At 33.6% G+C, this 20454-nt stretch carries 19 protein-coding genes and 1 pseudogene; 17 read left to right on the plus strand and 3 right to left on the minus strand.

Features of this window, described 5'->3' with window-relative positions:
- Nucleotides 1-16 precede the first annotated feature (16 nt).
- The 5 genes from BAU23_RS10205 to BAU23_RS10225 all read left to right on the plus strand — a co-directional run bounded on the left by BAU23_RS10205 (nt 17) and on the right by BAU23_RS10225 (nt 6566).
- Nucleotides 17-502, plus strand: coding sequence for a SpoIIAA family protein (locus BAU23_RS10205; protein ID WP_000879137.1), 486 nt, complete (start codon nt 17-19; stop codon nt 500-502).
- Between the two features lie 276 nt (nt 503-778).
- Complete coding sequence (locus BAU23_RS10210; RefSeq protein WP_016129723.1) at nt 779-1939, plus strand: GNAT family N-acetyltransferase; 1161 nt, start codon at nt 779-781, stop codon at nt 1937-1939.
- Between the two features lie 109 nt (nt 1940-2048).
- Complete coding sequence (locus BAU23_RS10215; protein WP_000620967.1) at nt 2049-2504, plus strand: NUDIX domain-containing protein; 456 nt, start codon at nt 2049-2051, stop codon at nt 2502-2504.
- A gap of 127 nt (nt 2505-2631) precedes the next feature.
- The gene (locus BAU23_RS10220; protein ID WP_001107286.1) at nt 2632-3198 is read left to right on the plus strand and encodes a TetR/AcrR family transcriptional regulator; all 567 of its coding nucleotides are present in this window, start codon (nt 2632-2634) and stop codon (nt 3196-3198) included.
- A gap of 251 nt (nt 3199-3449) precedes the next feature.
- Nucleotides 3450-6566 carry an MMPL family transporter gene (locus BAU23_RS10225; protein ID WP_071734334.1) on the plus strand — a complete coding sequence of 1039 codons (3117 nt, stop codon included), beginning with the start codon at nt 3450-3452 and terminating at the stop codon, nt 6564-6566.
- Nucleotides 6567-6595: 29 nt separating this feature from the next.
- On the opposite strand, the pseudogene BAU23_RS10230 reads toward BAU23_RS10225, so the two are convergent.
- Nucleotides 6596-7020: pseudogene (locus BAU23_RS10230) on the minus strand (stress protein).
- A 258-nt stretch (nt 7021-7278) separates the two neighbouring features.
- Between BAU23_RS10230 and BAU23_RS10235 the strand changes: the two are divergent.
- The 3 genes from BAU23_RS10235 (at nt 7279) to ltaS (ending at nt 11828) form a co-directional block, all read left to right on the plus strand.
- Nucleotides 7279-8904 (plus strand): ABC-F family ATP-binding cassette domain-containing protein, encoded by a 1626-nt coding sequence (locus BAU23_RS10235; RefSeq protein ID WP_000633871.1) that lies wholly within the window; start codon nt 7279-7281, stop codon nt 8902-8904.
- Nucleotides 8905-8994: 90 nt separating this feature from the next.
- Entirely contained in the window at nt 8995-9492 is a 498-nt protein-coding gene (locus BAU23_RS10240; protein ID WP_071734336.1) for an SRPBCC family protein, read from the plus strand.
- A gap of 362 nt (nt 9493-9854) precedes the next feature.
- Nucleotides 9855-11828, plus strand: coding sequence for a lipoteichoic acid synthase (gene ltaS / locus BAU23_RS10245; RefSeq protein ID WP_001183887.1), 1974 nt, complete (start codon nt 9855-9857; stop codon nt 11826-11828).
- Nucleotides 11829-11875: 47 nt separating this feature from the next.
- On the opposite strand, the gene BAU23_RS10250 is transcribed toward ltaS, so the two are convergent.
- Nucleotides 11876-13324 carry a DHA2 family efflux MFS transporter permease subunit gene (locus BAU23_RS10250; protein WP_001168356.1) on the minus strand — a complete coding sequence of 483 codons (1449 nt, stop codon included), beginning with the start codon at nt 13322-13324 and terminating at the stop codon, nt 11876-11878.
- Between the two features lie 173 nt (nt 13325-13497).
- Between BAU23_RS10250 and BAU23_RS10255 the strand changes: the two genes are divergently transcribed.
- Together BAU23_RS10255 and BAU23_RS10260 are read left to right on the plus strand one after the other, a co-directional pair.
- Nucleotides 13498-14040 carry a TetR/AcrR family transcriptional regulator gene (locus BAU23_RS10255; RefSeq protein WP_000108279.1) on the plus strand — a complete coding sequence of 181 codons (543 nt, stop codon included), beginning with the start codon at nt 13498-13500 and terminating at the stop codon, nt 14038-14040.
- 67 nt (nt 14041-14107) lie between these two features.
- A complete protein-coding gene (locus tag BAU23_RS10260) occupies nt 14108-14533 on the plus strand; it encodes a WapI family immunity protein (RefSeq protein ID WP_001010971.1) in 426 nt (141 codons plus the stop codon).
- A gap of 44 nt (nt 14534-14577) precedes the next feature.
- Here the strand turns inward: BAU23_RS10260 and BAU23_RS10265 are convergent, their stop codons facing one another.
- On the minus strand, nt 14578-15405 hold the full coding sequence (locus BAU23_RS10265; RefSeq protein WP_000551426.1) for a peptidoglycan-N-acetylglucosamine deacetylase: 828 nt from the start codon (nt 15403-15405) through the stop codon (nt 14578-14580).
- Between the two features lie 218 nt (nt 15406-15623).
- Between BAU23_RS10265 and BAU23_RS10270 the strand changes: the two genes are divergently transcribed.
- From BAU23_RS10270 to BAU23_RS10300, 7 genes are all read left to right on the plus strand, one after another.
- Nucleotides 15624-16280 carry an aspartate/glutamate racemase family protein gene (locus tag BAU23_RS10270; protein WP_000731639.1) on the plus strand — a complete coding sequence of 219 codons (657 nt, stop codon included), beginning with the start codon at nt 15624-15626 and terminating at the stop codon, nt 16278-16280.
- Nucleotides 16281-16428: 148 nt separating this feature from the next.
- Nucleotides 16429-17112 carry a DNA alkylation repair protein gene (locus tag BAU23_RS10275; RefSeq protein ID WP_071734338.1) on the plus strand — a complete coding sequence of 228 codons (684 nt, stop codon included), beginning with the start codon at nt 16429-16431 and terminating at the stop codon, nt 17110-17112.
- Between the two features lie 14 nt (nt 17113-17126).
- Nucleotides 17127-17828 carry a nucleotidyltransferase domain-containing protein gene (locus tag BAU23_RS10280; protein ID WP_071734340.1) on the plus strand — a complete coding sequence of 234 codons (702 nt, stop codon included), beginning with the start codon at nt 17127-17129 and terminating at the stop codon, nt 17826-17828.
- A 15-nt stretch (nt 17829-17843) separates the two neighbouring features.
- Nucleotides 17844-18389 carry a GNAT family N-acetyltransferase gene (locus BAU23_RS10285; protein ID WP_071734342.1) on the plus strand — a complete coding sequence of 182 codons (546 nt, stop codon included), beginning with the start codon at nt 17844-17846 and terminating at the stop codon, nt 18387-18389.
- A gap of 33 nt (nt 18390-18422) precedes the next feature.
- On the plus strand, nt 18423-18923 hold the full coding sequence (locus tag BAU23_RS10290; protein ID WP_016129715.1) for a GNAT family N-acetyltransferase: 501 nt from the start codon (nt 18423-18425) through the stop codon (nt 18921-18923).
- A gap of 87 nt (nt 18924-19010) precedes the next feature.
- Nucleotides 19011-19949: a DMT family transporter gene (locus tag BAU23_RS10295; protein WP_071734344.1), complete on the plus strand. Its 939-nt coding sequence runs from the start codon at nt 19011-19013 to the stop codon at nt 19947-19949.
- Nucleotides 19950-20010: 61 nt separating this feature from the next.
- Nucleotides 20011-20412, plus strand: a complete 402-nt coding sequence (locus BAU23_RS10300) for a GNAT family N-acetyltransferase (protein WP_000941880.1) — start codon at nt 20011-20013, stop codon at nt 20410-20412.
- The last annotated feature ends 42 nt before the right edge of the window (nt 20413-20454 follow it).

Genomic DNA, 20454 nt, shown 5'->3' on the forward strand with positions numbered 1-20454 from the left:
ATGTATCTGCTTTTTTATGTTGGCTTTTTTCGTAAATAATGTTGCTTTATTGCGTAAGAATTTTATCCTTATTGATTTTATGAGATTTTTACGCATAATTGTAACTAAGGGAGATGATTCCAAGTTGAGTAAACAGAATATCAGCACAACAGTTTCAGGGGATTTAATTGTTACCCATCTAATTGGTAAGATTAATACAGCTGATGTTTATGAATGGTTTAATGGCTTCGAGCAGGTTTGTCAGCAATTCATTTCCGAGGGTCGGAAATACAAATTGTTGGTGGATAGAAAAGGATACACGCCAGATCATTTTTCTGTTCAAAAAGCATGGAAAGATAAGTTCTTCAATGAAACCATTTTGAATCACAGTAAGGCAATTGCGTTTCTCCTTGAAGAAGGGGAAATAATGAATTATTTACAACAATCCAATACAAAAGAATCCGTAAAATTTTTCGATGATTATGAACAAGCCTTAATTTGGTTGAATGAATATCCAATATAAAACCTTTATTGAACCAGTTTCTCTCAATCAACTGGTTTTTTTATGCCCGTAATGTTGCCGTTGTCATAAGTTTCATCACTTTCAAGGGTACCTCTTAGCTTCGCAAACCCAAGAGAACGCAAGGCGTTTAATATTCAGAAAGCAGTTGAAAAGAGCCTTTATGTTAGATTGTTTCTAAATCGATGTCTTTTGTTGAAACATCCTCGTAATTTCACTTACCGAACTTTAATAGTTTGAATTATGATATAATTCAAACGAGGAATGGAGGAGAAATATATGAACGTTATACAATTAAAAGAAGAAAAGTTTAGAGAAGCATTACGTTTATCAGAATATGCTTTTCAATATAAAGCAAATGAAGAATGGATAGAGCAGAAAATTGCAAGAATGAAGGAAAGCCATCAAATATACGGTATTATGGAAGGAGAAGAGTTAGCTGCAAAGTTGCACTTAATTCCTTTTCATATTTACATAGGAAAAGAAAAGTTTAAAATGGGTGGCGTTGCAGGGGTAGCAACGTATCCTGAGTATAGAAGAAGCGGTTATGTAAAAGAGCTACTTCAGCATTCACTTCAAACGATGAAAAAAGATGGATATACAGTATCGATGTTACATCCATTTGCAGTGTCATTTTACCGTAAATATGGATGGGAACTTTGTGCGAATCGCCTCGTAAGCCATATGACAAAGAGCGATTTAATTATGAAAAAACAAGTGAATGGAACTATAAAACGATTCAACAAAGAAAACCATATAGAAGAAGTAGAGAAAATATATGAATCATTTGCTGAACGTTTTTCAGGCATGTTAGTTCGCAGCGAAAAATGGTGGCTACAATCAGTCTATGATGATTTAACGTTAGCAGTTTACTATGATGAAAATAAAAATGCAGCTGGTTACATGCTATATAAAATAGAAAATAATAAAATGACAGTAGAAGAATTTGTTCCGTTACATAATGAAGCAAGAATTGGTCTTTGGAACTTCATCTGCCAACATGATTCTATGATTAAAGATCTAGAAATGATACTAAGTGAGACAGAACCACTTCTTTACACATTACAAGAACCACGAGTAAAAGCAGAAGTAACTCCATATTTCATGGGAAGAATTGTAGATGTAGAACAGTTTTTCAAACAATATGAATGGAACTGGAACAACGAAGAGCAAGAAGTAATTTTACATATTACAGATTCATTTGCACCGTGGAATAACCTATCAGTGAGGCTTGCAAATCATGAAATAACAATTATAAAGGAAGAAACAAAAGACAGAGGAATTGAGCTGGATATAAACGCACTATCTACAATAATGTTTGGCTACAAACGTCCGTTAGAACTAAATGAATTAGAATTAATTAGCGGAAGTGATGAGGAGATACGTGCATTTGAGAATTTAGTTCCAGTGCGTAAGCCGTTTATTTATGATTTCTTTTAATTAATGTCATGTGCTATGTATGAGTAACAAAGTACTATAATGATAAACTTTATATTATAGTACTTTTCTATTAATAGAGTGAAATCATTATTTTAGGAGGAAAAATAGAATGATTAGGCAAGCTGTAGGTGCGGTCGTATTCCAACACAGTGAATTTTTATTGGTACATAAGGTGAAAATTAGCGACATAGATGGAGAAAATGCTATGTCAAAGGGGGAATGGGATTTTCCTAAAGGTGGAGTGAAACATACAGATAATGATTTAGAGAGTGCTATTTTGAGAGAGCTAGAAGAAGAAACTGGATCTACAAAGTTTAAAGTTATTAAGCAATTTGAAGATAAAATTTGCTTTGGCTTTCCTGAAGAACTCAAAATGAAAATTGGCTATGAAGAGCAAGAAACTACTATGTTTTATGTAGAATATATAGGTGACAGAATAGATTTACATCCAAAAGATAATGAAATAAGTCAAGTTCAATTTTTTAAGATACAAGATGTATTGAGGGTTTTAAGTCATGATGATACAAAGAAATTTTTTGAAGGGATAACGCAAAAAATGTATTAATAACCTAATTGAGTGTATTTTTTGGATAAATGCCATATGAGCTTATTCACACACTTGACTTTTAATCCATGTAATTTATAATTAAAAACGGAATGAATTTTCATTCCTGAAAATTGAGGTGAGAAAAATGGCTAAAAATAAGCAAGAGGATATTTTTGATGCTGCTATAAAACTTTTCGCAGAGCGTGGTTACGATGGTACGACAATTCCGATGATCGCTGAAAAAGCAAATGTCGGCGCTGGTACTATTTATCGCTATTTTGAAAATAAAGAGGCACTCGTTAACTCACTATTTTCAAAAAGCATGTTGCAATTATCTGAAATACTAAAAACTGATTTTCCTGTTGAAGCAAATATTCGTGAACAGTTTAGTCATATTTATAACCGTTTATTTGAATTTGCGAGAAACAATGTGGATGCTTTTCTTTTTACAAATTCTCACTGTGATAGTTATTTTCTTGATGAACAGAGTAACAAAATATTTGACGATTTTATAGGCTTCTTTATGAATATTATAGAAGATGGAATCGCAAAAGGTTTTCTCCGTCCATTGCCTCCAGTTGCTTTAATTATTATTGTATATCAACCGTTAGAAAAATTAACTAAAGTAATGGCGACAGGGCAATTAGAATACTCAAAAGAATTAGTAAAAGAATTGGAAGAAAGCTCTTGGAATGCTATTAGAATCATTTGATTCTATAGCTTTATAAGGACAGGAATGAACATTCATTCCTAAATAAATATAAAAATGATTACAGGAGATGATATATCTGCACAATTAAAGGAATGAATATTCATTCCGTAGGTAGTGGTTTGATAGAATTGAAAAATAATTTAATAGGATAATAGGAATGAACGTTCATTCCTAAATGATATTTTCAAAAATAAGGAATGAATATTCATTCTCTATGCACCATGAAACTCTAATAACAGGAGATGATTCAAATGAGCAAGCTAAAAAGTTGGAGAAGTTTATCTTTCCTATTATGGATAGTTATTACTATTGCAATGGTCGTAACGATGCCTAATATGGATCAGTTAGTGAAGGAAAAAGGGCAAATCACAATCCCTAGTACAGAACAAAGCAGTATTGCTGACAAGATGATAAAAGAGATGGATAAAGAAGGGGCTGAAAAGTATGAAATTATAGCTGTCTTTAATAGTGGAAGTAAGAAGGCTTTAACAAATGAGCAAAAAGCGGAAATAACGAAAACGATCAATGCCCTGCAAAATGAAAAAGAGCAATTAGGAATTAAAGAAGTAGTTTCACATTTAGATAATAAAGACCTGGAAAAACAATTAATTTCGAAAGATAATACGACTGTTTTAACGCAAATATCGGTAGATAAAAAACATGGTAAAATATCAAAAGTTGCAAATAATCTTCATAAAAAAGTACAAACGAAAGGAGTTACAACGTACTTAACAGGAAGTGATTTAATAGCGGGTGATTTTCTTACATCCTCTCAAGAGGGCGTGAAAAAGACAGAAGTTATTTCAATCATTTTCATTCTTGTAGTATTAATCATTGTATTCCGTTCACCAGTTGTTCCGATTATTTCTCTTCTTACAGTTGGTGTTTCGTATTTAATTTCAATGGGGATTATTGCCCATCTTGTAGATCAATTTAATTTTCCGTTTTCAAACTTTACGCAAGTGTTTGTAGTAGTCGTCCTGTTTGGAGTGGGAACAGACTATAACATTTTATTATATACAAGATTTAAAGAAGAATTAAGTAAACAAGAAAATGCATTTTTGGCTACGAAAGAAACGTTTAAATCGGCAGGTAAAACCGTTTTATATAGCGGGATAGCAGTACTAATTGGCTTTGCATCTCTTGCTTTAGCGAGTTTTAAATTATATCAATCTACTTCAGCAGTAGCAATTGGTGTCGCAGTATTACTACTCGTATTAACTACGTTAAATCCATTTTTTATGGTGCTTTTAGGAAAAGGAATGTTTTATCCAGTTAAAACATTTAAAGGTCATGAGGATAGTCGCTTATGGGGATTTCTTGCGAAAAATTCAGTAGCAAGGCCATTTGTCGCTTTAATCATTGTATTCGTGATATCGATTCCTTTCGTATTAAAATACTCTAACATACTTAATTACAATGATTTATTTGAAGTAGATAATAAGTATGAATCAAAGATGGGGATTAACGTAATAGAAGATCATTTTCCTCCTGGTTTTTCTTCACCAAGTACGTTAGTCATTCAATCGAATAACAAGTTAGATGAGGCGACTTCTCTACAAACTTTAGATGAACTAACTGATAAAATTTCGAAAGTTAAAGGAGTTTCAGAGGTATATTCACCGACGCGTCCAACCGGTGATAAGATAAAAGAATTATATATAAATAAACAAGCGGGAGAACTGAATACAGGATTAGGAGATGCCAATGGTGGCATAAAAGAAATCAATGATGGATTAACGGATGCGAAAGATAAAATGGGTAGTAATGATTCAAATAGTCTCGCAAATGTTCAAAAGTTAATTGATGGAACGAACGAGGCGAAAAACGGTGTATCAGCATTAGGAACTGCTTTAAATCAATTATCGAATGGCATAAACGACGGTGCAAAAGGAGCGCAGCAAATCGAGAGTGGTTTAGCTTCAGTAAACGAAAATATAAGTGTATTATCAAATGCAACTTCACAGCTTCATGCTGGTTATGCACAGTTAGAAAAAGGTTTAAGTTCTTACGATCAATATTTCGGAAGTATTTCTCAAGCGATTGATGGCGCGAAAAAAGGTTATGAACAAATTGAAATGTTAATGACTAATTTCATTCAAACGAAACCAGAATTAGCAAATGATCCGAACATACAGCAAACGTTAGGAATTGCTAAAGAAGCTCAAAAACAATTAACTGGATTTTCAAAAGAATTAAATCAATTGGCGGTGCAGCATAAAGCAGCGATGAATTCATTTAAAGAAGCGAATCAATCGTTATTGAAAGTCGATAATGGTTTAAAAGAAATGAATAATGGCGTTAACGAGTTACAAAAAGGAACTACTGGACTGAAAAACGGATTAAACGAAGGGGCTACAGGTTCAAAACAAATTGCGAACAAATCAGCTGAGTTACAATCCGGATTAACGAAAATAAACGAGGGGCAAGGACAGTTATTAACTGGACTGAAAGACCTGCAAGAACAGATGGGGCAATTACAATCAGGATTATCTAAAAGTACAGAAGGGCTTGGAAAAGTAAGTAACGGCCTAGGGGATGCTCAGAAATATTTAGGCGAACTTAATGAATCAAAAAGCTCTGAGAAATTTTATATTCCAAAAGAAGTTTTAGAGGGAGAAGATTTCCAAAAAGCATTGAATACGTACATGTCACATGATAGAAAGATTGCTAAAATGACAATCATTTTAGACGTAAATCCGTATTCAAAAGAAGCGATGCCAATCATTCAAGAAATTAATAAAACGATAGACGGTACGTTAAATGGTACAGAATTAAAATCAGCAAAAAAAGCGATCGGCGGGACAACAGCTAGAAACGTTGATTTAAAAGAAGTAACCGGGCAGGATTTCTTACGTACTGCTACAATTATGTTAATTGGAATTGCGATTGTATTAATCGTTATTACTCGTTCATTCTTAAACACAATCTTTATTATTGGATCATTAATATTAGCGTACTTTGCATCACTTGGTATTAGTGAACAAATTAGTGCACACTTATTAAACGTAGGGTCATTAAGCTGGAATGTTCCATTCTTTAGCTTTATTATGATTGTCGCTTTAGGAGTGGATTATAGTATTTTTGTAATGATGCGATACAATGAGCTAGAAGGGGATTCAGTAACGAAAATTGTAAATGCATCTCGTCACATAGGAGGAGTCGTATTATCAGCAGCACTTATTTTAGGTGGAACATTTGCAGCATTAGTCCCTTCAGGAGTATTGACACTTATACAAGTAGCATCCGTTGTTGGTGTTGCACTTTTACTATTAGCTTTAATCGTGATGCCAATATTGTTACCTGCTTTAATAGGGTTAACGAGTAAAATGAAGAATTATACAAAGAAATTAAGTAATAGAAAATAAAAGAATCCCCCTTTAAAGAGGGGGATTCTTTATTTAATAAACTTGTCCAGCACATCTTTATATTTTGCAAATTCTTCGTCTTTCATATCGCCATTCATCTGTAAAAGGACGTTACCTTTTTCGTATGTATGAGAGAAGAACAGAGGAGATGAGTTTCCTAATTCATCGTAATCTTTCTTAACTTTCTCTAAGTCGTCTTTCTTTGTAATTTCGAATAATCTATCGCCTTTATCTTCACCGAGCGCAGGCACGATAATACGTTTTCCTTCTTTTCGAAGATTACCAAATTCTTTTTCTGGAAGTCCAGTTGGATTTTCTGTTTGTAGACCAGCACTCTTAAATTCAGAGATGATTGAATTTACTGTTACTTTCGTTTCTTTTTTTCTTGTTTTGATTCAGTAGGTGTTTTTGCATTGTTATTACCACCGCAGGCAGTTAAAGAAGCTAAAGATATACATAACGCACCAATTATTAATGTTTTCTTCAAAAAAATCCTTCTTAAAGTTTATTTTATTTCTGTACAATCTTGTTTCGTTAAAAATAAGGATTTTATTCATGGATGAAAAGAGATGAATAGCAATCAACCGTTGCTATTCATCCATCTTCTACTATATAATAGCTATAGTCTACAATAATTGAGTCGTAATATGCGATTTTTTAAGACAATCGGTGAGAAAACGCTGAAATAAGCGGTATTAGTAGGAGGACACAAATGATTACAGTAAGTAACGTTAGTTTGCGTTTCGCGGATCGCAAATTGTTTGAAGATGTTAACATAAAATTCACGCCAGGTAACTGCTACGGTTTAATCGGAGCAAACGGTGCGGGTAAATCAACATTTCTAAAGATTTTATCTGGAGAAATCGAACAATCAACAGGTGATATACATATTACGCCAGGTGAGCGTCTAGCAGTATTAAAACAGAACCACTTCGAATATGAAGAGTTCCCAGTATTAGAAACAGTAATTATGGGTCACACGCAACTTTATAAAGTAATGCAAGAGAAAAATGCCATTTACATGAAAGAAGACTTTAGTGATGAAGATGGTATGCGTGCTGCTGAACTTGAAGGTGAGTTCGCTGAGCTTAACGGTTGGGAAGCAGAATCAGAAGCTGCAATCCTTCTTAAAGGTTTAGGTATTGGTGAAGATGTTCATGATAAGAAATTGTCAGAATTAACTGGGGCAGAGAAAGTAAAAGTATTACTTGCTCAAGCATTATTTGGTAAACCTGACATTCTATTACTAGATGAGCCTACCAACCACTTGGACTTAAAAGCGATTCAATGGTTAGAAAACTTCTTAATGAACTTTGAAAATACAGTAATCGTTGTATCCCATGACCGTCACTTCTTAAATAAAGTTTGTACGCACATGGCTGATCTTGATTTCGGTAAAATTCAACTTTATGTTGGTAACTATGACTTCTGGTATGAGTCAAGCCAATTAGCTTTAAAATTAACACAAGATGCTAATAAGAAAAAAGAAGAGAAAGTAAAAGAGTTACAAAACTTCATTGCACGCTTTAGCTCAAACGCATCTAAAGCGAAACAAGCAACTTCTCGTAAAAAATTATTAGATAAAATTACATTAGATGATATTAGACCATCATCACGTCGTTATCCATTCGTTGGCTTTACACCTGAGCGAGAAATAGGAAATGACTTGTTAACTGTTGAAGGTCTTTCTAAAACAATTGATGGTGAAAAAGTGTTAGATAATGTGTACTTCACTTTAAATAAAGGTGATAAAGTTGCATTTATCGGTCGTAACGATATTGCGATGACAACATTATTTAAAATCCTTATGGGTGAAATGGAGCCAGATAGCGGTTCATTTAAATGGGGCGTTACAACATCTCAATCTTACTTCCCAAGAGATAACTCTAAATACTTTGAGAACAGTGACTCCAACTTAGTTGATTGGTTACGCCAATTCTCTCCACAAGATGAGTCAGAAAGCTTCTTACGTGGTTTCTTAGGCCGTATGTTATTCTCAGGTGAAGAAGTTAAGAAGAACGTTTCTGTATTATCTGGAGGCGAAAAAGTTCGTTGTATGCTATCTAAAATGATGTTAAGTGGTGCGAACGTAATCACACTTGACGATCCAACGAACCATTTAGATCTTGAGTCTATCACTGCATTAAACAACGGTCTAATCGCATTTAAAGGTACAATGTTATTCACATCTCATGACCATCAGTTCGTACAAACAATTGCAAACCGCATTATCGAAGTAACGCCAAACGGTGTAATCGATAAAGAGGCTACTTACGATGAGTTCTTAGAAAATGAAGAACTTCAAAAACAAGTAGATGCAATGTACAAAGGTCAATAATAAATAGTGAAAACCCTCGCTTTCTTTATGAGAGCGGGGGTTTTGTTGAAAAGAAATACAATCTTCGCATTTAAATAAAGGTGGGCTAAAATGAATAATTATTCAAAAATAACATTAACGATGGTAAGGGATTTTGATGTTGCACCAGAAGAAATTTTTGAAGCATGTATAAACCCTGATATGATGAAGAAATGGTTTTTTACGTTGGAAGGGACGAATAAAATAACAAAAAATACTCCTGAGGTAGGCGGAAGCTGGGAAATTGTCGACCATCGTAATGGAAAAGATTATCGAGCAATTGGGGAATATATTGAAATGAATCGTCCTAAAAAATTAGCATTTACATTTAAAATGCCACAGTTTGGTGAATTAGAAGATACAATTACAGTTGAAATAATGGAGAAACAACAAGGATCTGAAATGATATTTTCACAAAATATTATCGTTCCGCATGAGGAGAATTGGACAAAATCCGATGTTGAAAAAGCACTTAAAGACTATCATGATGGTTCTGAGCATGGATGGAATTTAATGTTTATGGGGCTAAAGGAATTAGTTGAAACTGGAGAAATTAGTTATAAAGGATAAGTTTGTAGAAAAAGTGTAGTTTGAGCAATTATTTCAAACTACACTTTTTCTTATGTGAAATATGTTCCAAAATTGGAGATAGATTAGTTTGCAAATGAGGAAATAAAGGATTATAGTTTGTGGAGTCATAATTAGTGGATGAGCCTTGGGAGAAAACAGGAAATGTTACAAATTTATTTTGTTAAATAGAAACCAAGGTCAAAATGTTTAGAAAGAAATAGTTGAATAAATAAAAGTTACAAATTATAATTACTAATATTCTTCATATAGTTAAACAAATAAAATCTATTTGAAGAAGAAAAATTGAATAGAGAGACAGACTTATACAAAATAAGCCTTGGATGATCAAAAGAGGTGGAGAGATGCAACAATTTTTATTAAAGAGTAAACGAGTATTAAGTAATCATTTTGGATTTTTCGTATTTGCCGTTATTTTACTTTGGTTAAAAACATATGCAGCATATGTGACAGAATTTAATTTAGGGATATCGAACACAATCCAAAAATTCTTACTGTTTTTCAACCCGTTAAGCTCAGCAGTTCTATTTTTAGGTCTAGCATTATTTGCAAAAGGGAAACGAGCTTACATTTGGTTAATTGTTATTAATTTGTTAATGTCTATACTTTTATACGCAAACGTAGTATATTATCGCTTTTTCAGTGACTTTATTACGTTCCCGACATTAACACAAACGAATAACTTTGGGGATTTAGGTGGTAGTATTTTTGCATTGCTACACTTATATGATCCACTATATTTCTTAGATACGATCATTCTAATTGTTTTAGTCGCAACGAAATTTGTAAATCCTAAACCAATCCGTGTTGCGAAGCATAAATTATCTCTAGTATTCGTAGCAGGTATTTTATTCTTTAGCGTTAACTTAGGTCTTGCAGAATCTGACCGTCCTGAATTGCTAACTAGAACGTTTGACCGCAATTATATCGTGAAATATTTAGGGGCGTACAACTTTACGATTTATGACGGTATTCAAAGTGCGAAAGCATCAACCGAACGAGCATTAGCTGATGGAGATAATATGACAGAAGTTAGAAACTATCTTTCATCAACGTATGCAAGTCCAAATCCTGAGTATTTTGGTAAAGGAAAAGGAATGAACGTAATTTATATTCATTTAGAGTCATTCCAAAACTTTTTACTAAACTACAAATTAAATGGTCAAGAAGTTACACCGTTCTTAAACTCATTTACAAAAGATGCGAATACGTTATACTTTGATAACTTCTTCCATCAAACAGGACAGGGTAAAACATCTGATGCTGAGTTCATGTTAGAGAACTCAATGTTTGGATTACCGCAAGGATCTGTTTTTACAAATAAAGCTAATAACACATATCAATCAGCACCAGCTATTTTAGGTCAACAAGGATATACATCAGCAGTGTTCCACGGGAACTACAAAACGTTTTGGAACCGTGATGAAATTTATAAATCATTTGGTTTTAATAAATTCTTTGATGCGTCATACTATGACATGAACGAAAAAGATGTAGTAAACTATGGTTTAAAAGATAAACCGTTCTTTAATGAATCGATTCCGTTATTACAAACGTTAAAACAACCGTTCTATACGAAGTTCATTACGTTATCGAACCATTTCCCTTATCCTATTGATAAAGCGGAAGCAACGATTGAACCAGCTAAAACAGGTGATTCATCAGTAGATACGTACTTCCAAACAGCACGCTATTTAGATGAGTCTGTGAAAGGATTCATTGATTACTTGAAACAATCTGGTTTATACGATAACTCAATTATCGTTATGTACGGTGACCATTACGGTATTTCAGATAATCATAGCGCAGCAATGTCTCAAATAATGGGTAAAGAAATGAACTCATTTGAAAATGCTCAATTACAACGTGTACCTTTAATCATTCGCGTACCAGGAATGGAAGGCGGCGTACAACATCAGTACGGCGGAGAAATTGACGTTCTTCCAACGTTATTACACTTACTAGGTACAGATACGAAAAATTATGTCCAATTCGGATCAGATTTATTATCACCAGAGCATAAACAAGTCGTTCCGTTCCGTAACGGTAACTACGTAAGCCCAACAGTTACTGCACTTAACGGCAAATACTATGATACAGCGACTGGGAAACCTGTAGAATTTACAGATGAAATAAAACAAAATGAACAAATGGTTCAAAAATCACTAAAATACTCCGATCAAGTTGTTAACGGTGACTTATTACGATTCTACACACCAGAAGGATTTACACCAGTAGATCGTTCTAAATATAACTATAACAATCGTGATAAAAGTAAAGCGAAGGTGAAGACGACTGAAGTCGAGGAAACGAAATAAATAATAAAAAACCCTACTCGTATAGAAAACGAGTAGGGTTTTTTGTTTTAAGATATACTTTCGGATTTTTGGATTGCTACTTTTTTAGGCATAAAACATGCAATAATCAAAGCTATAAAGGATAAGACTAACATAAATACGTAGGCATCACTTGAGCTGAAGATAGAAGCTAATTTCGTTACTTGCATAGCTGATACGCTTCCGTTCTCACTAGATAACTGCAAAGTATGTGCAGTGGATTGAATAGTATACACAGTGATAATGACTGCTGTTCCAATAGCACCTGCTAATTGGCGAATTGTATTATTTACTGCTGAACCATGTGAACCCAGTTCTCTTGGTAAAGCATTTAAGCCTGCTGTATTTAAAGGCATCGAAATGAAACTTAATCCAATTCGTAGAATAATGGTACGAACCATTAAATACATATAAGCTGTGGATTCGGTCAAACCAATTACACCCCACATCGAAATAATGATACATATTAATCCAGTAATGAATAGTGGTTTTGCGCCGTACTTATCAAACATTTTCCCTGTGATAGGTGATAAGAAGGCATTAATCACAGCTCCAGGTAATAGAAGTAAACCTGATTCAAATGCAGTAAAACCTCGTCCATTTTGCAAGTAAATCGGTAAAAGAATTAAATCTGCATACATAATCATCGTAATGAGTACGTTAATGACTGATGTAAGGGTGAAAATTTTATATTTAAATACGGATAAATTTAATAGTGGATCGCTAGACTTTATTTGACGTAAACAGAATAGAGTTGTAACGATTATTCCGATGATAATTGTAGTAATAACAACTGGATGATCCCATCCTTTGCTTCCTGCACTACTAAATCCGAATATAACACAACCAAAGCCAATCGTTGATAAAATGACACTTATGATATCTAATTTTGCATTTGTTGTCTCAGCAACATTCATCAAATATTTAAGTGCGAGAATAATAACAATGCATACAAATGGAGCTAATCCAATAAATAGCCATCTCCATGATACATATTCAATGATAAAGCCAGATAATGTTGGAGCGATGGCTGGCGCAAAAATTATGGCGAAACCGATGGTTCCCATAATGCTTCCACGCTTTTCACTAGGGTACAAATATAAAATAACAGTCATCATTAGTGGCATAATAATTCCTGCTCCAACTGCTTGAATCATTCTTCCTGTTAACAGAGTGCCAAAATTCATGGCACATGCACAAAGAACAGTACCAATAAACAAAGAGAGCATCGAGCTAATAAATAGCTGCCTTGTTGTAAATCGTTTCATTAAAAATGCAGTAATTGGCACGAGAACACCATTTATGAGCATAAATCCTGTCGATAGCCATTGCACTGTAGCAGCCGTAACATCAAATACTTCCATTAAATTACTCATTGCCACATTTAATAGAGTCTGATTTAATGTTGATAAAAAACAGCCGGATATGAGGACAACTAATATAATTTTTTTATTTCTTTCAGATATTTCCTTTTGCATTCGTAAACTCCTTCGTTGTCACCTTGATTTATCGACAATGTGTCGATAAAATTAATGGTAACAAAATAAATTTTCTTTGACCATGAACAGTTTTGTTGAAAATGTTCACTACTCGACATAGAAGATGTGCACTGTCGAGTAAGTAAAGAGAAAATCTATAAAGGAGTTCCAAAATGTCTACAACTAAAAAAGAAGATCCTCGTACAGTACGTTCAAGAGAAATGTTTAAAAATGCTGTTTTTTCTCTCCTATGTGAGAATCCTAGTATTTCAAGCTTAACAGTTCAGAAAGTAGCAACAACGGCAGGATTAAATCGAACAACATTTTACTTACATTATCAAGACATTCAAGATTTACTAGACCAAATCACTAATGAGATTTTAAATGAGCTTTCTAATAAAATTGTTGATTTAATACATGCAAAAGATTTATCAGAAAAACAAAAGCTAATACAATTGCTTGATTATTTATATAACCACCGAAATTATTTATTTATATTATTTAAAATGAATCAATTTGAGGAGCAACTATTTTTATTTTTAAAGCAATTAATAGAAACGAGAAGAGAGAATACGAAAAAGGATTTACCAGACGAATATGTTGCAGTTGATATTAAAACAGCTTCATTAGTAGGTATCATCATGTGGTGGATAAGGAATGGACTTCACTTTAGTTCAGATTATATCGCAAATCAAATTTATTTCATGTATAAATAATGATTTTAAGTATCGCAATTAATAAAACTTTATAAAACAAAAGGTTCCGAGAAAGAAGGGGATAGTCATGAATTTTCAAAACGAAAAAATATCATTACATTTAGAGGTTGTAAATTACCAATATAAAGATGCAAAAGAAGAGTGTGATAGAAATTGGTTAAGAGTAAAAGCGAAACTATCAGAAGAAAATAAAGTTTTTGAAACGATGGATCCTTTTTTACAAACATCCGACTTACAGTACATGATAAAATGGTTTCAATCATTACCAAACCCTACATATAACGAACTAGATTTCATCGAGCCGAATTTAGCGTTTGAATTTATGGGGGAAAAATCAGGGGAGTTTAACATTGTTATTCGCTTATCGCTGGAACTTAACCCCGCATGGTGTAAGGAAGAAGAGTACGAATTTTCTATCGGTATAACTCAAGATGATAGGGAGAATATTATTCGTTCTATTGAAGAGCAACAAAGGAAATTCCCAAAACGATAATAAAAAGACTTGATAACCTACTAGAGGAAATCAAGTCTTTTTTATTAAATACGATTATCATGCCAGAAGTTTAATGGGAAGTGTTCGTTCTCATGGTAGGCTTCTAATTCATATCCTCTTTCTTTCAGTCCTTTAATAATTCCAGGTACTGCTTTAACTGATTGTGGATGAATATCGTGCATAAGGATAACTTCTGTTGGATTTGTAGCACCAGCTAGAACGTTTTCTACGATTTTAGCTGAAGCAGCGTCAACTGGCATTTTGTTGTATTTCCAGTCTAATGAATCAATTGTCCAATCCCATACTTTTAAACCATTCTCAACAACTTTGTTTCGAAGAGCTTCATTTAACCCTGGCATTGAGCCGTAAGATGGACGAGTTAATACTGGTGATTTGCCTAGAACTCCAGCGATTAAGCCTTGGTCTTCTTTCATTTCATCAACGTAATGACCTTCTGTGTAAAGTTTCTTGTAGTTATGAGTCATACTGTGCATCCCAACATAGTGGCCTTCAGCATCTTCACGTTTTACAAGATCAGGGAAAGCTTTTACGTTTGAACCAATTAGGAAGAATGTTGCTTTTGCATTTTCACTCTTTAACATATCTAAAAGTTCAGCTGTGTATTTTCCAGGACCATCGTCAAATGTTAAGTAAGCGACTTTTCTAACTTGCCCGTTATATTGCTTTGGAGCTTCTTTTGGTGCAAGGGACGTTTGAATTTCACTTACAAGTTGAACAGATTTCGCTTCATTCTCTGTACTTGCTAGAGCGATATGTGTTGATCCGTAAGCAGCTTCGTATGTAAATAATACCCCAGCGCAAATCAACAGAGCCCTTTTCACTAAAGTTGTCATCCGAATTCCATTGTGCATAATTTTCCTACTCTCTATAAAAGTTCTACTCTACTATATTAGCAATTTTAGAGGGGGAAATGCAAAAAAACTTTTTTACAAGCGCAAAAAAGTTTGTTAAAAAGTATGCAAGATTTTACTGTTTTGCAGGTTTGAAAAAATGAAACAAGAATTAAGTGAATGGAACTGCATGTAAAATGGTTCATTCATGTTTTTTGTTTTAGAAAGGGAGGATAAGTATGAAAAAATTAGCTTGTTTACATGCTCATCATTCAAATATTGAATACATTGACCGAGTGTTGCAATCTTTTGAAATAGAAATACTCCATTTTGTAGATCCAATCTTATCACACAGACTAAAAATAGAACGAGAACAAGCACGAAATAATTTAAAAGATATTATAAAGTATATAGCTGAAAGTGATATAGATACACTTTTAATAACTTGTACAGATTATATCACGTTATTAGATGAGAATTTTAAAATAGACATACCTATATTGAAAATTGATGAGCCATTCTTTAAAATGATTTGTCAGGTTGAAGAGTCACAGACCATACTATTTACAAATAACCGTACTGTTTCAGGAACGATGGAACGTTTAAAACTATACGCTCAGCAGAATAATAAATCCATACAGGTAAAAGTAGAAGTGATAGAGGGGATATTTGAGTTAATTATGCAAGGTCGTAAAGAAGAGCATGATGCTAAATTAGAACAGTATTTATATGAAATTATGAAAGATAGAAACGAAATGCTTTCAGTAGCACAATTATCAATGGTAGACGCTGCTACAAGGGTAGAAAATATAATAGGAAGGAACATAATAAATCCGTTGCATGCGCTAGTGGAATATTGTATACAAAGTGTCAATGAACAACCGTGTGAAAAATAAAGAAGAGGATGTTTTTTGTTTTAAAGAACATCAATAAAAATTTCACATACCGTATTTAAAAAATAAATATAGGAAAACCAAAAAATAATGTAGAATATATCGTACATACATATATGACGTCAACATAAAACATAAAAGAGGTGGGCATATGTTACTTGAAGAAGTAATGCAGCAACTAGAAGAGTATGGGACAGAACAAACTCGTAAGACGTATAGAAACCACGGAGCGAAAGAGCCGTTATTTGGAGTTAGTTTTGCGAATTTAAAATTGTTAAAAAAGAAGATAAAAAAAGATCATGATTTAGCAATTTCATTATGGGAAACAAAAAATATGGATGCAATGACTTTAGCGACAATGATTTTAGATCCGAAGAAACTAACATCAGAACAGCTAAATAGGTGGGTTCAGGATGTTGATTATTATTGTTTAATGGACGTTCTTATGACAGCTATATGTACGTCGCCAATCGCGATAGAAAGAATGGAAGAATGGACAAAGTCTGATGATGAATGGATTGGAAGAGCTGGTTGGTCATTATTAGCGAATATTGCAATAAAAAATAAAACGTTAGACAATGACTTCTTCTTACCGTATTTAGAGGGGATTAAAGTTCATATACATAATGAAAAAAACAGAAAAAGAGAAGCAATGAATAGTGCATTAATTGCAATAGGGATTCGAAATGAAGCTTTAGAGCAACAAGCAATTGAAAGTGCACGTGAAATTGGAAAAGTAGAAGTTGATCATGGTGCAACGTCATGCAAAACTCCAGATGCAGAACCATATATTAAAAAGGCACGAGAAAGAGCTGAAAAAAGGAAAGTAAAATAAGAAGGGGTAAGATTATGAAACCAATTGAAGCGGCACAAAGCATAATTACATCACAATTTTCGAATTGTGATGTTGCTTTACTAGGGGGAAGTAATGCTAGAGGAGAGGCTACGAAAACATCTGACCTTGATATTGTAATATTCGATCAAAGTTTGTCATCTTGTTATAGAGAATCTTTCTATAGTTATGGTTGGCCTGTTGAAGTATTCGTACATAATTTTGAAACGTATAAAACCTTTTTTAAAATGGATTGTGATCGCGGGAGACCTTCGTTACCACAATTAGTTTCAGAGGGGATTGCATTAAAAGGTAAAGATGAAATTATAGCAGAACTAAAAAGAGAAGCGAATGAACTATTAAATAAAGGTCCGGAAAAATGGTCAGAAGAAACGATGAAGCAGAAGCGATATTTTATTACGGATACTTTGGATGATTTCATTGGTGCAACAAAGAGAGAAGAAGAATTATTTATCGCCAATTTATTAGCTGATTTAATACATGAATATGTATTAAGGGTAAATGGACAATGGCTTGGAAATTCAAAATGGTTTATTAGAGTGTTAAAAAGATATGACGAACAATATGCAGACCAATTTGTAGCAGCTTTTGATCATTTTTATAAAACAGGAGATAAAAATGAATTAATTAGTTTTATAGAAAAAACGCTAGATCAGTATGGAGGAAGAGTGTTCGAAGGGTTTTCTATCGGGAAATGAAAAGGGGATAGCAAAATGAATGTACCATTCGTTCAATTAAGAGAATTGACACTAGACGATGTAGAAGACAGATATCAATGGTCATTAGATAAAGAAGTAACAAAACATTTAGTTGTACCAGATCAATATCCACCGTTCACTCGTGAAGATACGAGAAGATGGATTGAAGTATGCATAAGTCGAGAGAATGGTTATGAACAACGAGCTATCGTTACAAAGGAAGGTTTACACATTGGATGGATAGACCTGAAAAACTTTGATCAAACAAATAAAAATGCTGAACTAGGGATTGCCATTGGAAATAAAGAATACTGGGGTAAAGGATATGGAATGGCAGCACTATACAGTATGTTACAAATTGGCTTTTCTGTATTCGAATTAGAAAAAATATGGCTACGAGTAGACGAAGATAATTTACAAGCTAAAAAGAGTTATGAAAAAGCAGGATTTGTTTGTGAAGGAATAATGAGAAATGATAGATTACGTCATGGTAAATTCATTCATCGCTATCGTTATAGTATGTTAAAAGAAGAATATCAATCTTCATTTAATAGTCTATAAAAATATTATGTAAACTTAAAGGGGATGGGAAAAATGATTCGATTACTTACGAAAGAAGATGCAGAAAAATATTGGGGCTTACGTTTACAAGCATTACAAGTAAATCCAGAGGCATTTGTAACAACTTATGAAGAGGCGATTCGCCAGGAAAATCCTATTAAGCGAGTGGAAAGTAATTTAACAGCTACTACTAGTTGTACATTTGGTGCATTTAATGAAGAAAATCATTTAGTTGGAGTTGTCACTTTACTAACAGAAGAGAGAGCGGCGTATAAACATAAAGGTCATATCGTTGCGATGTATGTAGATGCACAAAATAGACGTAATGGACTGGCACGTGAGTTAATTGCAAATGCAATTCAAAGAGCGAGAGAAATAAAACTTGAGCAATTGAACTTAGGTGTTGTATCTACAAACGAACCAGCAAAAAGATTATATGGATCAATGGGCTTTAAAACTTACGGAATTGAAAAGAGAGCTTTAAAGATAAATGGTGTGTATAGTGATGACGAATATATGGTGTTGTTCCTTTAAAGAATACATATATAATAAAAATTTTGAATTTTAATTATATTTATTTTGTTGTATAGTATAACAAGAAACTAAACAAGGGGTTTTATAATGAAAGCTATTGCAGTAGGGATATTGGCATCGTTTTTCTTTGCCTTTACCTTTGTGTTAAACCGGTCGATGGACTTAGGAGGCGGGAGTTGGATTTGGAGTGCATCATTACGGTATTACTTTATGGTTCCAATGCTACTAATTATTGTTCTGTATAGAGGGAACTTAAAACAACTCTTTCAATATATGAAAAGTAATCCGAAAGAATGGTTGTTATGGAGTATTGTTGGATTTGGTCTCTTTTATGCACCGCTTAGTTTCGCGGGTGCGTTTGGACCGGGGTGGCTTGTCGCTTCGACTTGGCAAATTACAATAGTTGCAGGGATTTTGTTAACACCATTTTTTGCGGTAGACCCATTACATAAAAAACTACCAATGAAGGAATTAGTAATGTCAGGCATTATTTTATTCGGTGTTGTTCTTATGCAAGTAGAACACGCTTCTTCTTTAGGGATTCGTGAAACCATTTTATGTGTAGTTCCTGTACTCATTGCTGCGTTTGCATATCCACTTGGAAATAGAAAAATGATGCAAGTATGTAAGGGCGAATTAGATGTCTTCCAACGAGTTCTCGGTATGACATTAGCAAGTTTACCATTTTGGTTTTTACTTTCGGGTTATGAAGCATCTACAAGCGGTTTACCGTCAAGTAGTCAAGTTTTTCAATGTTTTATTGTAGCGATTAGTTCAGGTTTAATTGCTACAGTATTATTCTTCTTTGCGACAGATCTTGTAAAAGATGATCCGCAAAAATTAGCAACAGTCGAGGCGACACAGTCTGGTGAAGTTTTATTTGCATTAGTAGGAGAGCTGATCTGGTTATCGGCTCCAATTCCGTCTTCTTTATCGTGGGTTGGAATGAGTCTTGTAATTGTCGGAATGATACTTCATAGTTATGTAGCTGTAGTTGTGAAAAAAGAAGAGAAAATAACGGCGTAAAAAGATTAGCTCTTTTTCAATAAAGAGCTAATCTTTTTTCATGAGAAAGGATGGAGATAGGATGTTACAACGTGTTGAGCATTTAGAAATAGATCCCATTAAAAAAGTATTAAAGCATGCAATCGGTCCGAGTGAAGCAAGCTTATTTAAAGCAGTTTCAATGTATAAAAATGATCAGGCGGTGCTATATAAATATGGGAATAAGGGTTGCATAGGTATAGTGCTAATTCATACAAATAGAGCGAGAGTGTGTCACATAGCTGTTGATGAAAAATATCGCAATCAAGGAATTGCACTTCAAATGATTAAAGAAATAATTAAGGAATATGAGTTAACATATATTGAGGCTGAGACAGATACAGAGGCAGTCGAATTTTACAAGAAATGTAACTTTAAGATTGAAAGCTTGGGAGAGAAATACCTAGGAGTAGAGAGGTTTTATTGTTATTTAGAGAATGAATAAAATAAATAGCTCATCATTTGTGATGGGATATTTCGTATTAGT

Source organism: Bacillus nitratireducens (assembly GCF_001884135.1).
Lineage (GTDB): Bacteria > Bacillota > Bacilli > Bacillales > Bacillaceae_G > Bacillus_A > Bacillus_A nitratireducens.